The following is a 17014-nucleotide window of genomic DNA, read 5'->3' on the forward strand; positions in this document are numbered from 1 at the left end:
TCACAATATTTTCGTATGCCTGATGGCGTCCAGCTTCAGAGAAACAACCACTAACCAGCACATAGTGTATAACTTCAGGATATAAACAGGGCCACGTGCCCTCTGATTAGCAGCACATGGTCCCGTTCCGCCTGTTTACTAGGCTAAAGTACTCGTTAATTCACGAACCAACGGCTTGTTGGCGACAATGTTCTTCACATCGCTAACACACTTTTCACCCATGCCATGAAGGCATTCGTAGGTGTAAGCGGAGGTATGTGGCGTCAATAATACGCGGTCGTTTTGCAGTAATGGTGAGGTTGCCCGAACTGGTTCAACTTCAACAGCATCGGCAGCGTATCCAGCAACTTTACCAGACTTGATCCCGTCTAAGAGGGCCGTTTCGTCGATGAGGGCACCACGCGCGTTGTTGCACAGGTAAACACCCTTCTTCATCTTGGCGATCTTCTTAGCATCGATCAAATGGTAGTTCCCATCGTTCAAGGAAGCATTCAATGAAATGTAGTCAGCCTTTTCCAACAGCGTATCCAAGTCAACGCGTTCAACGTTGTGGCTCTTCAACCAGCCAGCTGGGGCCTTAGGATCTGGATCGTTAACCAGGATTGGACCACCAAAGACACTGAATAATTCAGCGACACGGCTACCAATGTTCCCACAGCCAATAACCCCGAAGGTCTTGCCAGATAATTCATTACCCATGAATTCAGCACGGTCTTCGTAACGGTCATCACGTTCGCGTTCTGCGGATTGAACCGTCCGACGAACCAAGGTCATCAAGTTAGCCAATTCATTTTCGGCAACGGAGTCACGTTCAACCAATTGAGGCACGATAGCAACCTTAGTGCCGTGTTCCTTAGCAGCTTTGATATCAACGTTGTTGAAACCAATACCGTGACGGGAGATCAATAAGGTTTCGTCCTTGTTGTCGAAGAATTCCTTGTTAAACATTGGCGTAACGGAAGCGATGATAATGTTGTAGCCATCGAGTTCCTTAGCTAATGACTTACCATCGATGTCAGTTGGCAGCATGAAACGCTTAACTTCACCGATCTCTTCGATTTGTTGCCAGTGTTCCTTGAAGACTTGTCCAAAACTACTTGAGTTAACCACCGCAATTTTATATTGTGCCATTTTCCAAAAACCTCCAAAATAATTAAATTCAAATTCAATCTTACACCTGTAGCTTCCAAACATGCGTATAATGTTGATTAGACATCTGCTAGGAGGCTAATTTTTTATGAAAACCATCACTATTGACTTCGTTCGCCACGGCCAAACCATCTTCAACACCATGGATAAACTCCAAGGCTGGGCTGATTCACCGCTCACGGCAAACGGCATCGCAACTGCCGATCAAGTCGGCCAATTGTTGCAAGACACCAAGTATCAAAGCTACCATTCATCCGACCTCAAACGTGCCATTGATACGGCTAAACATATTATTCAGCCAAATCACTTTCTTCAGGCGGAACCCGAACAACACGAAGATTTTCGTGAAGTGTTCTTTGGTTCTTACGAAGGCCTGGACTTTCACCAAGCCTGGATTGCAGTCGGTAAGGATCAGCAGCTAGACTGCAAGACCCAAGCCGAAATCATCCAGAAATACTCGTTTGACGCCGCCCGAGACGCCATGCACGCCGCGGACCCTCGTCATCTTTCCGAAGACGGTGCCACGTTCAGTAGCCGGGTCGACCGCGGGATTCAGGAGCTACTCACTGAAGCTCACGACAGCGACCGCCTCCTCGTAGTGACCCACGGCACCTTGATTCGCTCGCTGGTGCTGCGGTATGGTCCGGACTTCGACGCTCTCGGAAATTACCCGGCCAATGGTGGTATTACCACCCTAGTGGCACAGGAAACGACTACCGGTTTCACCGGCAAAATCACCGCCTACAATCGCGTCAATTAAGCCTTGATATGCATAGTGTACGCCATGGTGGCTGTTTCACCAGCAGCCACGTGATGGTTACCTTCCTTACTCTTCAGCTCACGCAAGTCCCCTGAAACATCTGGCAAACCATTGAATGGTTCAACACATAGGAATGGTGCATTGGCACCTTCCTTGGTCCAGATTGTCACGTAGTCAAAGTCTTGGACATCCAAAGTAATGGATTGACCGCTGACCTTAGACTGTAGCGTCACGTGTTCCAAGCCCGGTGCATTCAAGATGATCAAACCAGCATCAAACATGGGATAGGTCAGATCAATCACGCCATTTTCATTCTTGAACGGTAAACTCTTACCACTCCGGAATGGATTTGGCGTTTTTACGATCTCAAAGTTGGTTAAGTCTTTTGGTGCTGGCGTTAACGCAATTTGGTAGTCCGTAAATTTCTCGCCATCTGCGAATGGCACATTGAATGCTGGGTGAGACCCTAGTGAGAAGGAAAGATCCTTTGAGTCATGGTTCTTGACGTCGAACTTCAAGTGTAAGCCATCGGCTGTTAAGCTGAAGGTGACTTGTAATTCGAAATCATAGGGATACATTTTTTTCGTTTCGTCGGTTGCCCGCGCTGACAGGGTCACAGCCGAGTCAGTCTGGTTCAGAACGGCGAAAGTCAAGCCACTAACGAATCCATGTTGAGGCATTTCGAACTTCTTGCCATCAATCAAGTAGCTGTCTTCGTTTGAACGACCAATTGCCGGGAATAGAACCGGCGCATGCTTTGGCCAGAGATCGTTGTTCCACATTAAATCACGACCTGTAGTCTGATCTACAAAATGGGTTAACTCGGCTCCAACTTCATTAATCGCAACCCGAAAGCGACTGTTTTGAATGGTGATCATAAAAATTCACTCCTCATGTATTCTATGTGTGGCGATCATTAATTAACGATTATTTAGCGTGCTTTGCTAAAGCGTCTTCGATAGTCTTAACGATAGCACCCTTACCAGCAATCATTTGGCTGAAGTAGTTTTCAACTTTTTCACCCAAACCAACGGCGTAAAGATCTTGACCAAAGATGGACGTGTTGTTTAAGACATCCTTCAAGTGGGCGTGAACATCAGTAGGTTCGCCTAACTTGATATCGCCAACGTACTTCTTCAAGTCATCCATCATAGGATCTGGACTTGGTTCGAAGGCTTCACCTTCATCGTTGACAGCCATCAGGTAACGGAACCAGCCGGCAATCGTCAATGGAATGAATTCCAAGGTCGAAGGATCGAAGCCGTCGCGGTCAACGTATTGCTTAATCGTTACCCCGTAACGAACTGGAATCTTCTGTGACGTATCAGTAGCGATCCGTTGTGGTGTATCTGGAATGTAAGGGTTAGGCAAACGTTTCGTAACCAATTGGTCGATAAATTCCTTAGGGTTGATAACCTTAGGATCCGTAACAACTGGTAAGCCTTCAACGTAACCGATTTGCTTGATCACACCGACCAAGTCCTTGTTTTGTAATTCGTCAGAGATTGACTTGAATTGCAGAACACTACCAAAGATAGCCAAGGACGTGTGCAGTGGGTTCAGGCAGGTCGTAACCTTCATTTCGTCAGCTTCGCCAACCGTCTTGCGGTCAGTTAAGATCACACCAGCGTCTTCAAACTTTGGCCGCCCATTAGGGAAGCTGTCTTCAACAACCAAGTAGTGAACTTCTTCAGTATTAGTGAATGGTGCAATGTTGGTGTGCTTTGGCGTGTGGATGATCTTAAAGTCATCGAAGCCAGAGTCCTTCAACTTAGCACTAACCGTTTCAGATGGGTTAGGCGTGATCCGGTCGATCATGGAAAGTGGGAAGCTAATCTTCTTGCTGTCTTGTAAGTAGTCTAAGAAGTCTTGCCCAACGAAACCATTTTCTTTCCAGCCCTTGGCAATCGTCAAGACACTGTCCTTTAACTTATCCCCGTTGTTGGAGAAGTTATCAGTACTCATCAGTGTCAATGGCGTTGCGCCGTTTTGGAAACGACCTAACAGTAAGGCAACTAAGCCAGCCATGTTCCCCTTAGGTGCTGCTGGACCAGCGGCCAAGTCAGCCTTGGTGATATCGTTCAAGTCACCGGCGACCGTCTTCAAGTTGTAGCCCTTTTCAGTAATAGAGAAGGAAACCACTTGCAGTGAAGGTGTCTTGAAGATTTCTTGCATCCGCTTCCAGTCAGATTCACGAGCTGGCGTAGCGAACAATGATTCAGTAACTGAGGCAAATAATTCCTTGTCAAAGTTACCATCAGCCTTAGTAATCACCCGCAAGATCCGGTCGTTGAATGGCTTGTAGACACCATCGACAACTGAGTCATCGTAGGTATCAGCGACGATAACACCAGAATCCAATTCGCCTTTTTCAATTAAAGTGTTCGCAATGGCTGCATGGAATGCCCGGAACAAGTTACCTCCACCAAAGTGAACCCAACGTGGGTGTTCGTTTGTTGCCGTCCGTAATTTATCTTGATCATAAGTAGGAACCGTAATTCCGGCCGCCGCAAAAGCCGCCTTGTTGTTTAAGTAATCATCCGTTAATTTAACCATCTGAAACCGCCCTTTCATTTGTCAAAGTCTCGAACTGTCAAATTCAACTAATGGTCGAACCCATCAGTGCTGTCTAACTAATATACTAGTATGACAGTGTAACCGATTTCATAATACAATATTCTCAGGAATTGTCAACTATTTCAATTTAGCCAAAGCGGGCTTAACCTTATCAAACCGCGCCTCCAAGAAAAATTGTAAAGTTTACGTCTCGAAAATATTTCTTTGGCACGAAAATATCTAGTACATTAGTTACGTACACCATTCAAGTTAGCGCTACCAAGTCAATAAACATCGAAATGTTAACGTGAACATTGCGTACAGTCATAGTATATCACTTGCCACAGAATCTTTAAATCCCTAACTTTGACTTCCCGACAAATAAAAACGCGAAAGCCTATGCCTCCGCGTTCCATTCCGCTTTATACTCTGCTAAAAAGTCTACCATTACCTGTTGTCGATGCTCAGCTACCTCTTTAGCAGCCGATGTATTCATCAGATCCTTCAGTGTGAGCAGCTTCTCATAGAAATGATTAACGATCGTTTCATTATTTAGGTTACGGTATTCGGCATGGGTCATCTCAGTTCGCGGTTTGACGGCCGGGTCATAAATTTTTTCGCCAAAGTGCCCCCCAAAATAAATGGCTCGGGAAATGCCGATCGCGCCGATAGCATCCAGTCGATCCGCATCCTGAACAATTTGTCCTTCGATTGGCAACGGTTTAGCTGTACCATCTAACGTTTTATGGTAAGACATGTTATCCATAATCAGAAAAATCATAGCAATTTGATCGACCGTAAATCCCTGCTGCTTCAAAAAGTCCCGTACCTCTTGACTAGCTTGAACCGTATCGGTGACCAACTTTTCATCAATGACATCGTGGAGGTAGGCTGCCGTCACCGTGACCACACGATTGGCTTCGGGATAGTGTTGTACCAATCTATCCGCTAGTCCCACGACCCGCTGGATGTGATCGAAACCGTGACCGGTCTCATCATCACCCATTTTAGCTTGAGAAAACTTTTTTACCGCATTCAAAATTGCTAATTCTGTCATATCAGTTTATTACTCCTTTGTGGATTCATCATCATTTGCGGGTGGCGCACCAATAAAACCGTAGAAGAATAAATGCATGAGCTGATCCGCATACTTCTTATAGTCAATGGCGTCACCAAATGTGGGGTGACTGGTGGGCGAACTAAAATACTGAACGTACATGTCCAGATACATCATTAATGCCTCATCAGAAAGCGTTGGCGCAATGAATCCAGCCGCCCGACCACGGGCAATGACACTATCCCAAAATCGCTTCTTACCGTCATCGTAAACCTGATGTGCCTCATCATTGCCGAATTCGCCCCGCATATCATCCGCTACGAATTGATAAAAGTCGTTATTTATCCCGCGGGCATACGTTGTCTTGGTCGTAATCATCAGCTCAATCAATTCTCGAAATGACCGAGAATGATCATCAACCATTTTCTGATAATCAGCATAGCCTTCTTCAATCAAATCCAGAACAATCTGATGGCCTAGGGCCAATTTGCTATCAAAATATTTGTATAGCGTTACCTGCGACACGCTCGCCGCCGCTGCTACGTCCTTAATACGCGTATCTTTGAAACCATCCCGCATAAACAGCTTAGTTGCCGCTGCTAAAATATTCTGACGCTGCTGTTTTCGTCGTTGCTGATTCGTCGCCACATTTCCACCACCCTTTTAGACCAATTACTGCTGTTAATTCTATCATATCCCAATTCAAAAGAGTTTTTAATTTTGATGAACTATTCAGTAAAAATAGTTCACCTTTCTATTGACTTCCAGTTGGTGGGGGCTTACGATAATAGCGATTTAGAAACTGTGAGGAGGGATTTATATGACGACAGAACCAGTCTTACAAATTAATCATCTTCAAAAAAGATTCGGCCACTTTGAGGCTCTAAAAAATATTACTTTCAACGTTCACGCCGGAGAAGTCTTTGGCTTTATCGGGCCAAACGGTGCCGGTAAATCAACTACAATTCGGGTCTTACTCGGCCTCATCCGTGCAACTGGCGGAAACGCCACTATTTTCGGTCAAGATGTATGGTCAAATAGTGTTGCCATTCATCGCCGGTTAGCTTACGTCCCCGGAGACGTTTACCTTTGGCCTAATCTCACTGGTGGAGAAATTATTGATCTCCTACTGAAGATGAATGGTACTCAGCATTCTACGCGAACTGATGACCTGATCAAGCAATTTGGTTTGGACCCGACCAAGAAGGCCCGAACATACTCCAAGGGGAATCGACAAAAGGTTGCACTGATTGCCGCCTTTTCCCAAGACGCAGACTTCTATATTTTCGATGAACCCACGTCCGGCCTCGACCCCTTGAACGAACGTCAATTTCAATTGGCCGTTCTCAACTTAAAACAACAAGGTAAGGCCGTTCTCCTATCCAGCCACATCCTTTCAGAAGTTGAACGGATGTGTGACCGCATTGCTATCATCCGAGAGGGCACGATCATTGAAACGGGCAGCCTCGCTGAGATGCGCCATCTGACGCGAACAGTCATCAATGTGACACTCAAGACGCCGCTCGATTTAACCCAACTTGCCGGCGTTCACAACGTCGAAGCCGGACAACATCCTAACGAGTGGCAATTCTCGGTCGAAGCACAGTCCCTGCCGGATGTTATGACGGCATTAACAGATCATCACGTCATGGCCCTGCAGAGTACCCCACCAACGCTAGAAGATCTCTTCATGCACTACTACACGACAGAAAAGGAGTGAGGGACATGACATCTCGTTTTGCCCGCACCGGTCGTTTAACCGGACTTGCCCTCAGACGCGATCGCTTTAAAATCCTCATTTGGATTCTAATCCTCGCTGGCCTTATGGTCGGGGTCGCTTACAAATTTACCGATATTTTTGGCACCCAACATGAAATTGCAGCAATTATGGGTACCTTGAAAAGTCCTGCCATGGTAGCCTTGTTAGGTGCATTCGATTTTACAAATAGTCCATCGACCGCCCAGATCTTTTCCACGGAAATGGTCATTTTCATGGCGATTGCCCAAATTATCATGAACATCATGCTTGGTATTCATGCCACCCGGGGCGAAGAGGATCAAGGTATCACCGAGTTGGTTCGATCGCGAGCTGTCGGGCAACTTGCGCCGCTGAGTGCGGCAGCCTTGGAACTGGTTATCGTCAATGGTAGTGTTGCCATCATCTACGGCATTGGGTTAGGCTTTTCTGGCATGCAAGGGGTGACAACCGCGGGAAACTGGGCTGTGAGTCTCGGACTAGCCACCATCAGTCTTGTCTTCGGCTTTCTGAGTCTGGTCGCTGCACAGCTCGCCGATCATTCTGCTAGTGCCACAGGACTGACCTATAGCTTATTTGGCCTAGCCTACATCGTGCGAATGATAACTGACGTCCAGAATTCCGACTATACCTGGTGGTCACCGCTGGGTTGGGTCGAAAAGATTTCGCCTTACGATCACCTTAACTGGCTCCCCATTATCCTTTCACTTGCAACAGCTGTCTTACTTTTTGGTCTTGCCGCAAGTATCAATCTGCATCGCGATCTTAATGCTGGTGCCTTAGCTACACGACCAGGGCGGCGTACAGCGTCCGACTTTCTTCGTGGTCCCGCCTCGTTACTGTGGCGCCGCGAACATAATGTCATTATTGGCTGGATTATCGGTATTGCCATTCTTGGCATGACTTATGGCAGTATTTTTAATACGATTGGCGACATGCTAAAGACCAATCCGACAATGCAGCAAGTCTTTGGTGCTAGCGTCCTTCACGAAGCCAATCACGCCATGCTGGTCAATTTCACATCAACATTAGTCGTTTTAATGGCAGCGATGGCCGCTATTCCTGGCATTCAACTCATTTACAAGCTCTACAGTGATGAAACAAACGGTTGGTTAGAATCCCTATATGCTCGACCACTCTCAAGAGCCCGACTATTCTTTAGCTATCTGCTTACTGGTCTTCTGAGTAGTCTCGTCACCTTTGTTGGTGCCATTAGTAGCCTGATATTCGTCGGAAATGCGACCCTTGATCATCCCAAAGACGGGCTGACACTATTTGAATTCTGGCAGTCCATCTGGGGACAGTTACCGGCAATCTTGGTCTTTATCGGCATTGCTGCGGTCATCATTGGGTGGTGGCCACGGATTCGTTCCCTGAACTGGTTGTACTTGGGGCTGGGCTTCATTGCAATCTATATGGGGGGGATGCTTAAACTCCCAAAGTGGGCACAGCACCTATCCCCTCTCGGCTGGATGAATAAAGTTCCCCTTCATCAGGTTGAGTGGGCTAACTTCAGCTGGATGTTGGTACTCAGCGTCGTTCTCATCCTGTTCGGCTGGTGGGGTTACCGCCGGCGTGACCTGCATATGAGTTAGTTTTTTCAATTCAGTACTTTCAAGCGGAATCCTTATTAGTGGATGCCGTTTTTGTTTTGATTACTTTTTAGTAGACCAAGCATACGGGATTTCACGGCTGATAGCAAGGGTTAATAATTCATAATATTATTTATATCTAAGCATTATAATACTTGTTGTCTATTACGGTGTTTTCATGCCATTTATGTTTGGAGGATTATCATCTAAGCCTCCAAACAGAATAACAAATTTGTTGTCGTGTTTTCATTGACGATCAGTTATGCTGAATCTATAAGTGGTGTCAGTTGAGAAAAGTCGGTATTTCAATTCCGAGATGAATCAATGCCTTAGGCAACCACCATTGTATTGACCCATAACCTCGACACCGAGAATCACCCAATACAAAAAAGCCCGCCGTTACGCGGACTTTCCTTCCTTAAGTCGTTAACCGTACGACATCACGAACAATCATAAGTTCTTCATTCGTTGGGACAACGAGGACCTGAACTGGACTTCCATCAGGGCTAACAAGGCGTTCCCTGCCTCGACAATCATTCTTAGTTGGATCAATCATAATACCAAAGTAGCTCAGTTTATCTGCAATAGCTTGCCGCATCTCAATACCATTTTCACCTGACCCGGCAGTAAAGACAATTGCGTCTATACCACCCAGCTCAGCAATATAGCTCCCCACGTACTGAACGACGCGATTCACGAACATATCGAGAGCTAGTTTGGACTTCGGTCGGTCAGCCTGCGTTTGTTCCAAATCACGTTGATCCGGCGACAGTTCTGATATGCCCAACAGACCAGATTTATTGTTCAAAATCGTAATCATTTCCGGCATCGTCTTCTGCAGCTTCTCGGCTAAGAAAGCCACCAGTGAGGCATCAATATCGCCCGAACGCGTCCCCATCATGACGCCTGCGAGCGGGGTAAAGCCCATCGACGTATCCAGAGCTTTACCATGATCAAACGCCGTGATAGACGAACCAGAGCCCAAATGAAGCGTGATCAGCTTCAAGTCGGCCAATGGTTTGTCTAATAACTCCGCCGTTCGCATTGCCACGTAGCGGTGACTGGTCCCGTGAGCACCATACTTTCGCGCACCAAATTTTTCATAGTAGACATAGGGAATGCTGTACATATAATTCACTGCTGGCATCTGCGCATACAGCGAAGTGTCAAAAACAGCAACCTGTTGAGCCCTCGGCAGTAGCTGCGTAAAAACTTCAATATAGTAAGCCTGTATTGGGTTATGCAGCGGTGCATAATCCTTGAGTGCTTTGATTTGCCGCAACACGGTGGGCGTGATCACTGCAGAATCCTTAAAAAGCTCACCACCAGCAACAATCCGGTGACCCACGCCGGTAATCTCGCTCAGGTGAGACAGGATCCCGTATGATTTCAAGCGGGTTAATACCATTGCTGCGGCCAACTTATTGGTAATATTGTCCTGCGTTTCCATGAATTTTTCACCATTAGCTAGTTTTACCTTGAACACTGAACCCGGTAAATTTAATCGGTCAACCATCCCCGAAGCAATGACTTGCTCCTCGGGCATCGAAAATAATTTCCATTTAAGCGTGGAACTTCCCGCATTAATTGCCAGTACTTTTGCCATGAGCCGCCTCCCAAGCGTGATTTCTATCTTATAACTCACAGTTTAGCGAACCCTGTAATCGTTTACAACCGAAACGCTGCACAACTTTCACTTAGTCGTTAGCCGTTCCGCGCATCACTTTCGATCGACTACGTTTACTTTGACCTCATCGCCAACAAAAAAGGTTGTTTAACCACTACTGGTCAAACAACCTTCATCATATATATACGATTTAATTAGAACCAGCCACAGGATAACCAGTGGCGTTTGGCCTGCGCCCACGTGCCATAGCGGCTGTGTGCGTAACGATCAGCCGTCTTTTCTTGGTTGGCCTTACTGTAATCACCCTTCAAGTATGAGCGGGTCAATTGGTACTTTCCATAATACCGGCCGTTGCTGGCACGATAGTTACCGCCGGATTCCTTGTTGGCGATCCAGGACTTGGCCTTCTTCTCGCTCTTAGACAGGGTACAAACGTACTTTACACTAGCTTCTGCCGTAGTGGTCGTGCTAGCAACTGAGGCAACACTAGGGAGAACCATTGAAACAACCATTAACATAACCATAAACAATGACTTAAGCTTCAAAGTGGTCCCTCCTAGCGAATTTGTTAAGAATAGCATAACGTTATTAAGTTACAGGAAAGTTGTCCGAATGTTACGAAACAGTAACAGCCAACCCCATTTTTAGCGGACTGGAGTGAAAATCCCTAATTTACTCGCTTTTGGAGACACAAAAACGACGGTCCACCCTCTCAGGTTTTACCGTCGTTTCTTATTTTGGTTACTTAACTGACTAAATTTAGTGACGTGTGGCTTAGTACCAGCCGTTTGCTTGCCAGAAGGCCTTTGCAGCTGCCCATGACCCATAACGGGACGAAACGTAGCTGTTCGCAACCTTTTCTTGGTTAGCGGCAGAGTAATCACCATTCAGGTAGGACTTGCTTAATTGGTACTTACCGTAGTAGTTCCCGTTAGATGCCGTGTATGAGCCACCAGATTCCTTGTTCGCAATCCAGGCCTTAGCTGAAGAGGAGTCAGACGTTGAAGAACTCGTCGTGCTCGTTGAAGCTGAGCTGGTCGTCCCAGTAGACGCAGTAGACGTACTACTGTAGTTGTTAGTACCAGTCGTGGCACTCGTCGTTGACGTGCTTGGCGTCGTTGCTTGACTAGTCGTGGCCGTTGAAGCCGTTGACGTCGTTGAGCCAGGAACCACTAAGGATTCACCCACGTAAATTAAGTTGACGTTCTTTAAACTGTTTGCTTTTTCAATTGAAGAAACACTTGAACTGTATTGGTTAGCGATCTTTGCGACAGTGTCTCCCGACTTCACCGTTACCCGGACGTCGGCGTTAGCGGAAGTGGTGCCTGCGAATAAACCTGCACCTAAGACTGCGGCAGTACCTAAAGTAGTAACTAAAGCTTTTTTGATATTCATAGAAATGAATGTCCTCCTTTGATTTAAGTGAAGCGGTTGTCTATCAATTACTTAACGAGACCTATCATAACCTGTGGAGGTTACACCGCTATTGTTCCCGAGTTACACCCGCGTTAAGAAAAACGTGGTTAAATGACAAACTGTAACATGATTAACGACACCGAAACATTAAGCCGGTTTTCGAGTGTTTCTTTGCTGGGATGTGACGGTTTTAACCAAAATCGCGAATTATCTGCGGGAAAAATTCAGCTATAAATCCTCAAAAAAACTAGAAATGTCATTTTATTTGGAAAAAACTTCCGCAATTTGTGGAAATCACGGTCTGTGTCCCCAATGACGTATTCCTTTATGATCCCAAACCGACGATATTTTCTCACACCAGCGAACGCCACAATTTAAATTCATTCGGTTTCTTTTCAACCTAGGTAACAACCAAATAGTTTGCCTCAACGACACCCCCGCTTTTCTCAGACCAACTATGGTAGCCGAGCAGTCGGCAGATATGGGCTCAGGCGCGTCATTCTACTTAGCTAGGGGGAATTTCCCCGCTGGCTTTGTAGAAACCAAACCTGGAGACTCAGTGCTTTCGAGGCTTCAAGCTGCGTTCGCCTCGTTCCAGCCCACATCTGCCAGCCGGTAAGGCGATGACTGGACGACGTTGCTCAATCTTAGTCGCCGTATCGTTGTGCCAACAGTCATAATGAGTATTTGGGATCTTGCAACCCTCAGTTTAGAAACACAAAAAGCCTCCACGGACCTGCATCCGTGGAGACTCACTTGATTTAAACGATTAGATTAGCTGAGTTTTAGTACCAGCCGTTTGCTTGCCAGAATGATTGCGCAGCAGACCATGAACCGTAACGGGAGGCAACGTAAGAGTTAGCCACCTTTTCTTGGTTGGCAGCTGAGTAATCACCATTCAGGTAGGAAGAACTCAATTGGTACTTACCTACGTATTGGCCGTTACGAGCCGAGTATGAACCACCGGATTCCTTGCCTGCGATCCAAGCCTTGGCACTGGCTTCGGAGCCAGAAACACCAGTAGAAGCAGACGTGTTGCTGCTAGTAGAAGCTTGGTTAGCAGTAGAGGTGGTTGCTTGGCTAGTCGTGGATTGACTAGTTTGTGTAGAAGCGTTGTTGCTGTAGTTTTGGCTAGCAACGTTAGCAGCAGTCGTTGACGTCGTCGTGCTCGTAGGCACGTTCAGCGTTTGACCAACGTAGATCAAGCTGCTGTTAGCAAGGCCGTTGGCCTTTTCAATGGCGTTAACGGACGTCTTGTACGTGTTAGCTAATGACCAAACAGAATCCCCCTGCTTGACCGTAACAGTATCGGCGTTAGCCGTTTCAGTAGTAGCGAAGAAACCGGCACCGACAATAGCGGCCGTTCCTAAAGTAGTAACTAAAGCTTTTTTGATATTCATAAGAAATGAATGTCCTCCTTTGTTTGCTTAACGGATATTAGAATAACCGATGGGTATTACATTCAAATTGATGTTAGATTACGCGGAGGTTAAGAAAAATATTACATTGTGACATTTCGTAATATTTGTAATGGTGTCGTCATATAAAACGCTTTAATTAGCCAATTTTTACCCATTTTAGGCGAAACGAGAGCCAATTTAGTGTGCGTTTTGCACTGAAAAATCGTGTTTTTTTATCATATTTAATGATAATTCGATGAAAATATGCTGTTTTCCCGAATGTTTTTGAAAATTTTCGGCATTTCCGCCAAATATTGAGACCAAAAAAACGGCAAATCCTGCTGAAATTATCTACTTCAGCAAAACCTACCGCAACCTTTAATTTCTATTTATAAGGGAAAATCATCCTTCAAGCCGGTTGCAATCTCATCTGGCGTATTCGCCGTAAAGCTGTCTTGAATCGTGAAGTCCCCAGCTTCCGCCCACTTCTGCATGAATGGCAAGCTCTCGTTTACACGGCTGCTAGCGCTTGTCACAAACGGAATTACCGTCTTACCAGCCAGTTGGGTGGTCGTCAGAAAGTTCTGAATAATCCGTGGTGGCTGATGGTACCAGGTTGGGAAACCCAGATAAAGCGTCTCAATCTGACTCACATCGACGGGGTCAAAATCAGGTAATTTACGCTGCTCATTTTCGGCGTCGGTCCGCGCGACTAACTGCTGGAAGCCTGTCGTGGGATACGGATCAGTAGCTTTCAACCGAAACGGGGTTAGCTGCAGGTACCGTCCCACGGTCTCGGCGGCCGTCTGCGTTCGTCCTGATACAGAGAAATACACAACTGCTGTTTTTATTTGTGGCATAATGATTCCTCCTCAGATTAAGTTGACACCCTAAGCATAACGCTGTTCACTGACTAACGGTAATGATTATTCCTATATTATAGTAGAAACGTGTTTATTTGAACGCGAATCTTCGGCATGTTGATCCTTAGCCTTCCTTTAGGCATGACAAAAACAGCCACCCCATTCAGAGTGACTGTTCCCGGTTAATCCTTATTTCTCGACATTCTTACCGTCGTATTCGTCGATCATGATTTGCTTCAATTCAGAAACTAATGGTTCCTTTGGGTTAGCAGTCGTGCATTGATCACCGAAAGCCAATTCTGCTAAGTGATCCACGACCTTATCGAAGTGGGCCTTGTCCACACCATTAGCCTTCAAGCTCAAGGTAACGCCAACTGAGTGAGCCAAGTCGATAACCTTCTTGACTAAGGCTTCCTTCAGTTCTTCCTTGGTGTTTCCTGGCAAGCCCAGGTAACGCGCAATTTGGGCGTAATCTTCATCGGCACGGAAGTATTCGTACTTCGGCCACATAGCTAGCTTCGTTGGTTCCTTGAAGTTGTAGCGAATAACGTGTGGCAAGGTGATGGCAATAGCCAAACCATGGGGTAAGCCGAATTCCCCACCTAACTTGTGGGCAATCGAGTGGTCAACACCGAGGAAGGCGTTAGCAAAAGCCATTCCGGCAAGTGTCGACGCGTTATGCATTTCTTCACGGGCCGTCACATCACCATTGTAGGAGTTGGTCAGATTATCCATGACTAACTTGATAGCTTGCAGTGACCATGGCCGCGTGTAATCAGAAGCCATTGCGGAAACGTAGGATTCAATAGCGTGCGTTAACACGTCCAGTCCAGAGTATGCCACCGTCTTCTTTGGAACCGTTTGGATAAATTGTGAATCCACGATCGCTACATCAGGCGTCAATGCGTAATCAGCCAGTGGGTATTTCACGTGCGTTTTGGAATCAGTGATGACGGAGAATGGCGTCACTTCTGAACCAGTCCCAGAGGTCGTTGGAATTGCCACGAACTGCGCCTTGTGTGGCTTGTGGAACTTATAAGTCCGCTTCCGAATGTCCAAGAACTTCTGCTTAGCACCGAAGAAACTCGCATTAGGATCTTCGTAGAATAACCACATATTTTTAGCGGCATCGATTGGCGATCCACCACCTAAGGCGATGATCGTATCTGGCTTAAATGTCCGCATCTGAGCGACCCCACGTTCAACCGTGTCCGTCGTTGGATCTGGTTCGACGTCGGAGAACAGGGAGTATTCGATACCACCTGGTTGGCGCTTCAGTTCGTTTAAGACGGTATCAATATAACCCAGTTCAACCATCGATGGGCTAGTTACCAGGAAGACCCGCTTGATGCCAGGCATATCGTCGAGGTAACGGACAGACGTCTTTTCAAAGTAAACTCGAGGTAATTTAATCCACTGCATATTATTTCGCCGCTTTGCAATCGTTTTGATGTTCAACAGGTCAAACGAGGAAACGTTATGGGATACGGAGTTCTTACCCCATGACCCGGTTCCCAATGTCAATGAAGGAATCATTTCGTTGTAGAGGTTCCCAATACCACCGATAGCGGATGGTGTATTGACCAGCACCCGGCTAGCCTTCATCTTAATTCCAAATTCAGTAGCCAAGTCGTCATCCATTGTGTGAATGCCGGCCGTATGACCTAAACCACCGAAATGGAGAAGTTCATCACAAAGTCTGAACGCATCTTCATGATTTTTAGCTTTGTAAACAGAAAGTACTGGGGACAATTTTTCTTGTGAAAGTGGGAACTTAGGGCCAACACCCTTTAATTCAGCAGCCAGGACCTTTGCCGTAGATGGAATCTTGATCCCGGCAATCTCAGCAATCTTCTGTGCGGACATCCCTGCGATAGGACCTTTGACCCCACCCTCTGGCCGGAACATAGCGTCGGCTAAAGCTTTTTCGTCACCCTTCTTAATGAAGAAGACGCCACGATCTTCCATTTCCTTCTTAACAGTGTCATAGATTTCTTGATCAATAACGGCACTGTTTTCAGAAGCACAGACCATCCCGTTATCAAACGTCTTGGAAAGGACGATGTCGTACACGGAACGCTTGATGTTCGCCGTCTTTTCGATGTAAGCTGGACCATTACCGGGACCAACCCCTAAGGCTGGCTTCCCAGTTGAGTAAGCGGCCTTAACCATGCCCGGGCCACCGGTAGCCAAGACACTGGCAACCATCGGGTGGTTCATCAAGGCCGTCGTTGCTTCCAGACTAGGCTTGTCGATCCACTGAATGACACCCTCGGGCGCACCAGCAGCGATCGCAGCGTCGCGGACAACTTTAGCTGCCATCACGGAAGATTTCTGTGCTTGTGGGTGGAAGGCAAAGATGATTGGGTTCCGCGTCTTAACGGCAATCAATGACTTGAACATGGCCGTTGAAGTTGGGTTAGTCACAGGTGTTACCCCAGCTAAGATCCCCAGTGGTTCAGCAACCGTAATCAGTTGGCGTTCACGGTCATCCTTGATAATACCGACCGTCTTGTCGTTCTTGATGGAGTGCCAGATTTCTTCAGTCGCAAACATATTCTTAACGGCCTTGTCTTCCATCACACCACGGCCGGTTTCTTCAAAGGCCGCCTTGGCTAATTCCATATGATGGTCCAAACCAGCAATCGCCATTTGGTGAACGATGTGGTCAACCTTTTCTTGGGTAAAATCATCCATAGCGCACAGGGCGTCGTGGGCTTTAGCCGTCAACCGGTCGACCATTTGGTCAACGGTTTCCGTATTTTCTTCTTTTTTTACTTTTGGATTTTCTTTCACGTCTTTTAACATTGTTATGCCTCCATTTGAAAACATCTTGTT

Annotated in this window: 14 protein-coding genes; 3 read left to right on the forward strand and 11 right to left on the reverse strand. The window is 46.5% G+C overall.

Annotated features, from left to right (window positions below; all coding sequences use genetic code 11):
• Positions 1-138: 138 nt before the first annotated feature.
• Positions 139-1131, reverse strand: a complete 993-nt coding sequence (locus ACKTSF_RS09705; RefSeq protein WP_125700531.1) for a D-isomer specific 2-hydroxyacid dehydrogenase family protein — start codon at positions 1129-1131, stop codon at positions 139-141.
• Between the two features lie 106 nt (positions 1132-1237).
• Here ACKTSF_RS09705 and ACKTSF_RS09710 point away from each other — a divergent pair, with 106 nt between their 5' ends.
• Entirely contained in the window at positions 1238-1909 is a 672-nt protein-coding gene (locus ACKTSF_RS09710) for a histidine phosphatase family protein (protein WP_407888935.1), read from the forward strand.
• On the opposite strand, the gene ACKTSF_RS09715 is transcribed toward ACKTSF_RS09710, so the two are convergent.
• The 4 genes from ACKTSF_RS09715 to ACKTSF_RS09730 all read right to left on the reverse strand — a co-directional run bounded on the left by ACKTSF_RS09715 (position 1906) and on the right by ACKTSF_RS09730 (position 6170).
• A complete protein-coding gene (locus ACKTSF_RS09715) occupies positions 1906-2787 on the reverse strand; it encodes an aldose 1-epimerase family protein (protein ID WP_407888937.1) in 882 nt (293 codons plus the stop codon). The two genes, ACKTSF_RS09710 and ACKTSF_RS09715, sit on opposite strands and share 4 nt — an antisense overlap.
• 49 nt (positions 2788-2836) lie before the next feature.
• Entirely contained in the window at positions 2837-4465 is a 1629-nt protein-coding gene (locus ACKTSF_RS09720) for a mannitol dehydrogenase family protein (RefSeq protein ID WP_407888939.1), read from the reverse strand.
• Between the two features lie 397 nt (positions 4466-4862).
• A complete protein-coding gene (locus ACKTSF_RS09725; protein ID WP_407888941.1) occupies positions 4863-5522 on the reverse strand; it encodes an HD domain-containing protein in 660 nt (219 codons plus the stop codon).
• A 9-nt stretch (positions 5523-5531) separates the two neighbouring features.
• Positions 5532-6170, reverse strand: a complete 639-nt coding sequence (locus ACKTSF_RS09730; protein WP_407888943.1) for a TetR/AcrR family transcriptional regulator — start codon at positions 6168-6170, stop codon at positions 5532-5534.
• Between the two features lie 172 nt (positions 6171-6342).
• Here ACKTSF_RS09730 and ACKTSF_RS09735 point away from each other — a divergent pair, with 172 nt between their 5' ends.
• Together ACKTSF_RS09735 and ACKTSF_RS09740 are read left to right on the forward strand one after the other, a co-directional pair.
• Complete coding sequence (locus ACKTSF_RS09735) at positions 6343-7242, forward strand: ABC transporter ATP-binding protein (protein ID WP_407888945.1); 900 nt, start codon at positions 6343-6345, stop codon at positions 7240-7242.
• Between the two features lie 5 nt (positions 7243-7247).
• On the forward strand, positions 7248-8873 hold the full coding sequence (locus ACKTSF_RS09740; RefSeq protein WP_407888946.1) for an ABC transporter permease: 1626 nt from the start codon (positions 7248-7250) through the stop codon (positions 8871-8873).
• 415 nt (positions 8874-9288) lie between these two features.
• On the opposite strand, the gene ACKTSF_RS09745 is transcribed toward ACKTSF_RS09740, so the two are convergent.
• The 6 genes from ACKTSF_RS09745 to adhE form a co-directional block, all read right to left on the reverse strand.
• The gene (locus ACKTSF_RS09745) at positions 9289-10476 is read right to left on the reverse strand and encodes an acetate/propionate family kinase (protein WP_407888948.1); all 1188 of its coding nucleotides are present in this window, start codon (positions 10474-10476) and stop codon (positions 9289-9291) included.
• A gap of 215 nt (positions 10477-10691) precedes the next feature.
• The gene (locus ACKTSF_RS09750; RefSeq protein ID WP_407888950.1) at positions 10692-11042 is read right to left on the reverse strand and encodes an aggregation-promoting factor C-terminal-like domain-containing protein; all 351 of its coding nucleotides are present in this window, start codon (positions 11040-11042) and stop codon (positions 10692-10694) included.
• A 229-nt stretch (positions 11043-11271) separates the two neighbouring features.
• The gene (gene apf, locus ACKTSF_RS09755; RefSeq protein ID WP_407888952.1) at positions 11272-11892 is read right to left on the reverse strand and encodes an aggregation-promoting factor; all 621 of its coding nucleotides are present in this window, start codon (positions 11890-11892) and stop codon (positions 11272-11274) included.
• Between the two features lie 806 nt (positions 11893-12698).
• On the reverse strand, positions 12699-13313 hold the full coding sequence (gene apf / locus ACKTSF_RS09760; protein ID WP_407888954.1) for an aggregation-promoting factor: 615 nt from the start codon (positions 13311-13313) through the stop codon (positions 12699-12701).
• A 389-nt stretch (positions 13314-13702) separates the two neighbouring features.
• Positions 13703-14173: a flavodoxin gene (locus ACKTSF_RS09765; RefSeq protein ID WP_407888956.1), complete on the reverse strand. Its 471-nt coding sequence runs from the start codon at positions 14171-14173 to the stop codon at positions 13703-13705.
• A gap of 192 nt (positions 14174-14365) precedes the next feature.
• On the reverse strand, positions 14366-16984 hold the full coding sequence (adhE, locus tag ACKTSF_RS09770) for a bifunctional acetaldehyde-CoA/alcohol dehydrogenase (RefSeq protein WP_407888958.1): 2619 nt from the start codon (positions 16982-16984) through the stop codon (positions 14366-14368).
• Between the last annotated feature and the right edge of the window lie 30 nt (positions 16985-17014).

Source organism: Levilactobacillus muriae, from assembly GCF_045862015.1.
Taxonomy (GTDB): Bacteria; Bacillota; Bacilli; order Lactobacillales; family Lactobacillaceae; genus Levilactobacillus; species Levilactobacillus muriae.

Bases quoted from the DNA above. Each gene is read 5' to 3' on its own strand.
- ACKTSF_RS09725 (WP_407888941.1), bottom strand. From the start codon at position 5,522: ATGACAGAATTAGCAATTTTGAATGCGGTAAAAAAGTTTTCTCAAGCT.
- ACKTSF_RS09735 (WP_407888945.1), top strand. From the start codon at position 6,343: ATGACGACAGAACCAGTCTTACAAATTAATCATCTTCAAAAAAGATTC.
- ACKTSF_RS09740 (WP_407888946.1), top strand. From the start codon at position 7,248: ATGACATCTCGTTTTGCCCGCACCGGTCGTTTAACCGGACTTGCCCTC.
- ACKTSF_RS09720 (WP_407888939.1), bottom strand. From the start codon at position 4,465: ATGGTTAAATTAACGGATGATTACTTAAACAACAAGGCGGCTTTTGCG.
- apf (WP_407888952.1), bottom strand. From the start codon at position 11,892: ATGAATATCAAAAAAGCTTTAGTTACTACTTTAGGTACTGCCGCAGTC.
- ACKTSF_RS09710 (WP_407888935.1), top strand. From the start codon at position 1,238: ATGAAAACCATCACTATTGACTTCGTTCGCCACGGCCAAACCATCTTC.
- ACKTSF_RS09765 (WP_407888956.1), bottom strand. From the start codon at position 14,173: ATGCCACAAATAAAAACAGCAGTTGTGTATTTCTCTGTATCAGGACGA.
- ACKTSF_RS09705 (WP_125700531.1), bottom strand. From the start codon at position 1,131: ATGGCACAATATAAAATTGCGGTGGTTAACTCAAGTAGTTTTGGACAA.
- ACKTSF_RS09715 (WP_407888937.1), bottom strand. From the start codon at position 2,787: ATGATCACCATTCAAAACAGTCGCTTTCGGGTTGCGATTAATGAAGTT.
- adhE (WP_407888958.1), bottom strand. From the start codon at position 16,984: ATGTTAAAAGACGTGAAAGAAAATCCAAAAGTAAAAAAAGAAGAAAAT.
- ACKTSF_RS09745 (WP_407888948.1), bottom strand. From the start codon at position 10,476: ATGGCAAAAGTACTGGCAATTAATGCGGGAAGTTCCACGCTTAAATGG.
- apf (WP_407888954.1), bottom strand. From the start codon at position 13,313: ATGAATATCAAAAAAGCTTTAGTTACTACTTTAGGAACGGCCGCTATT.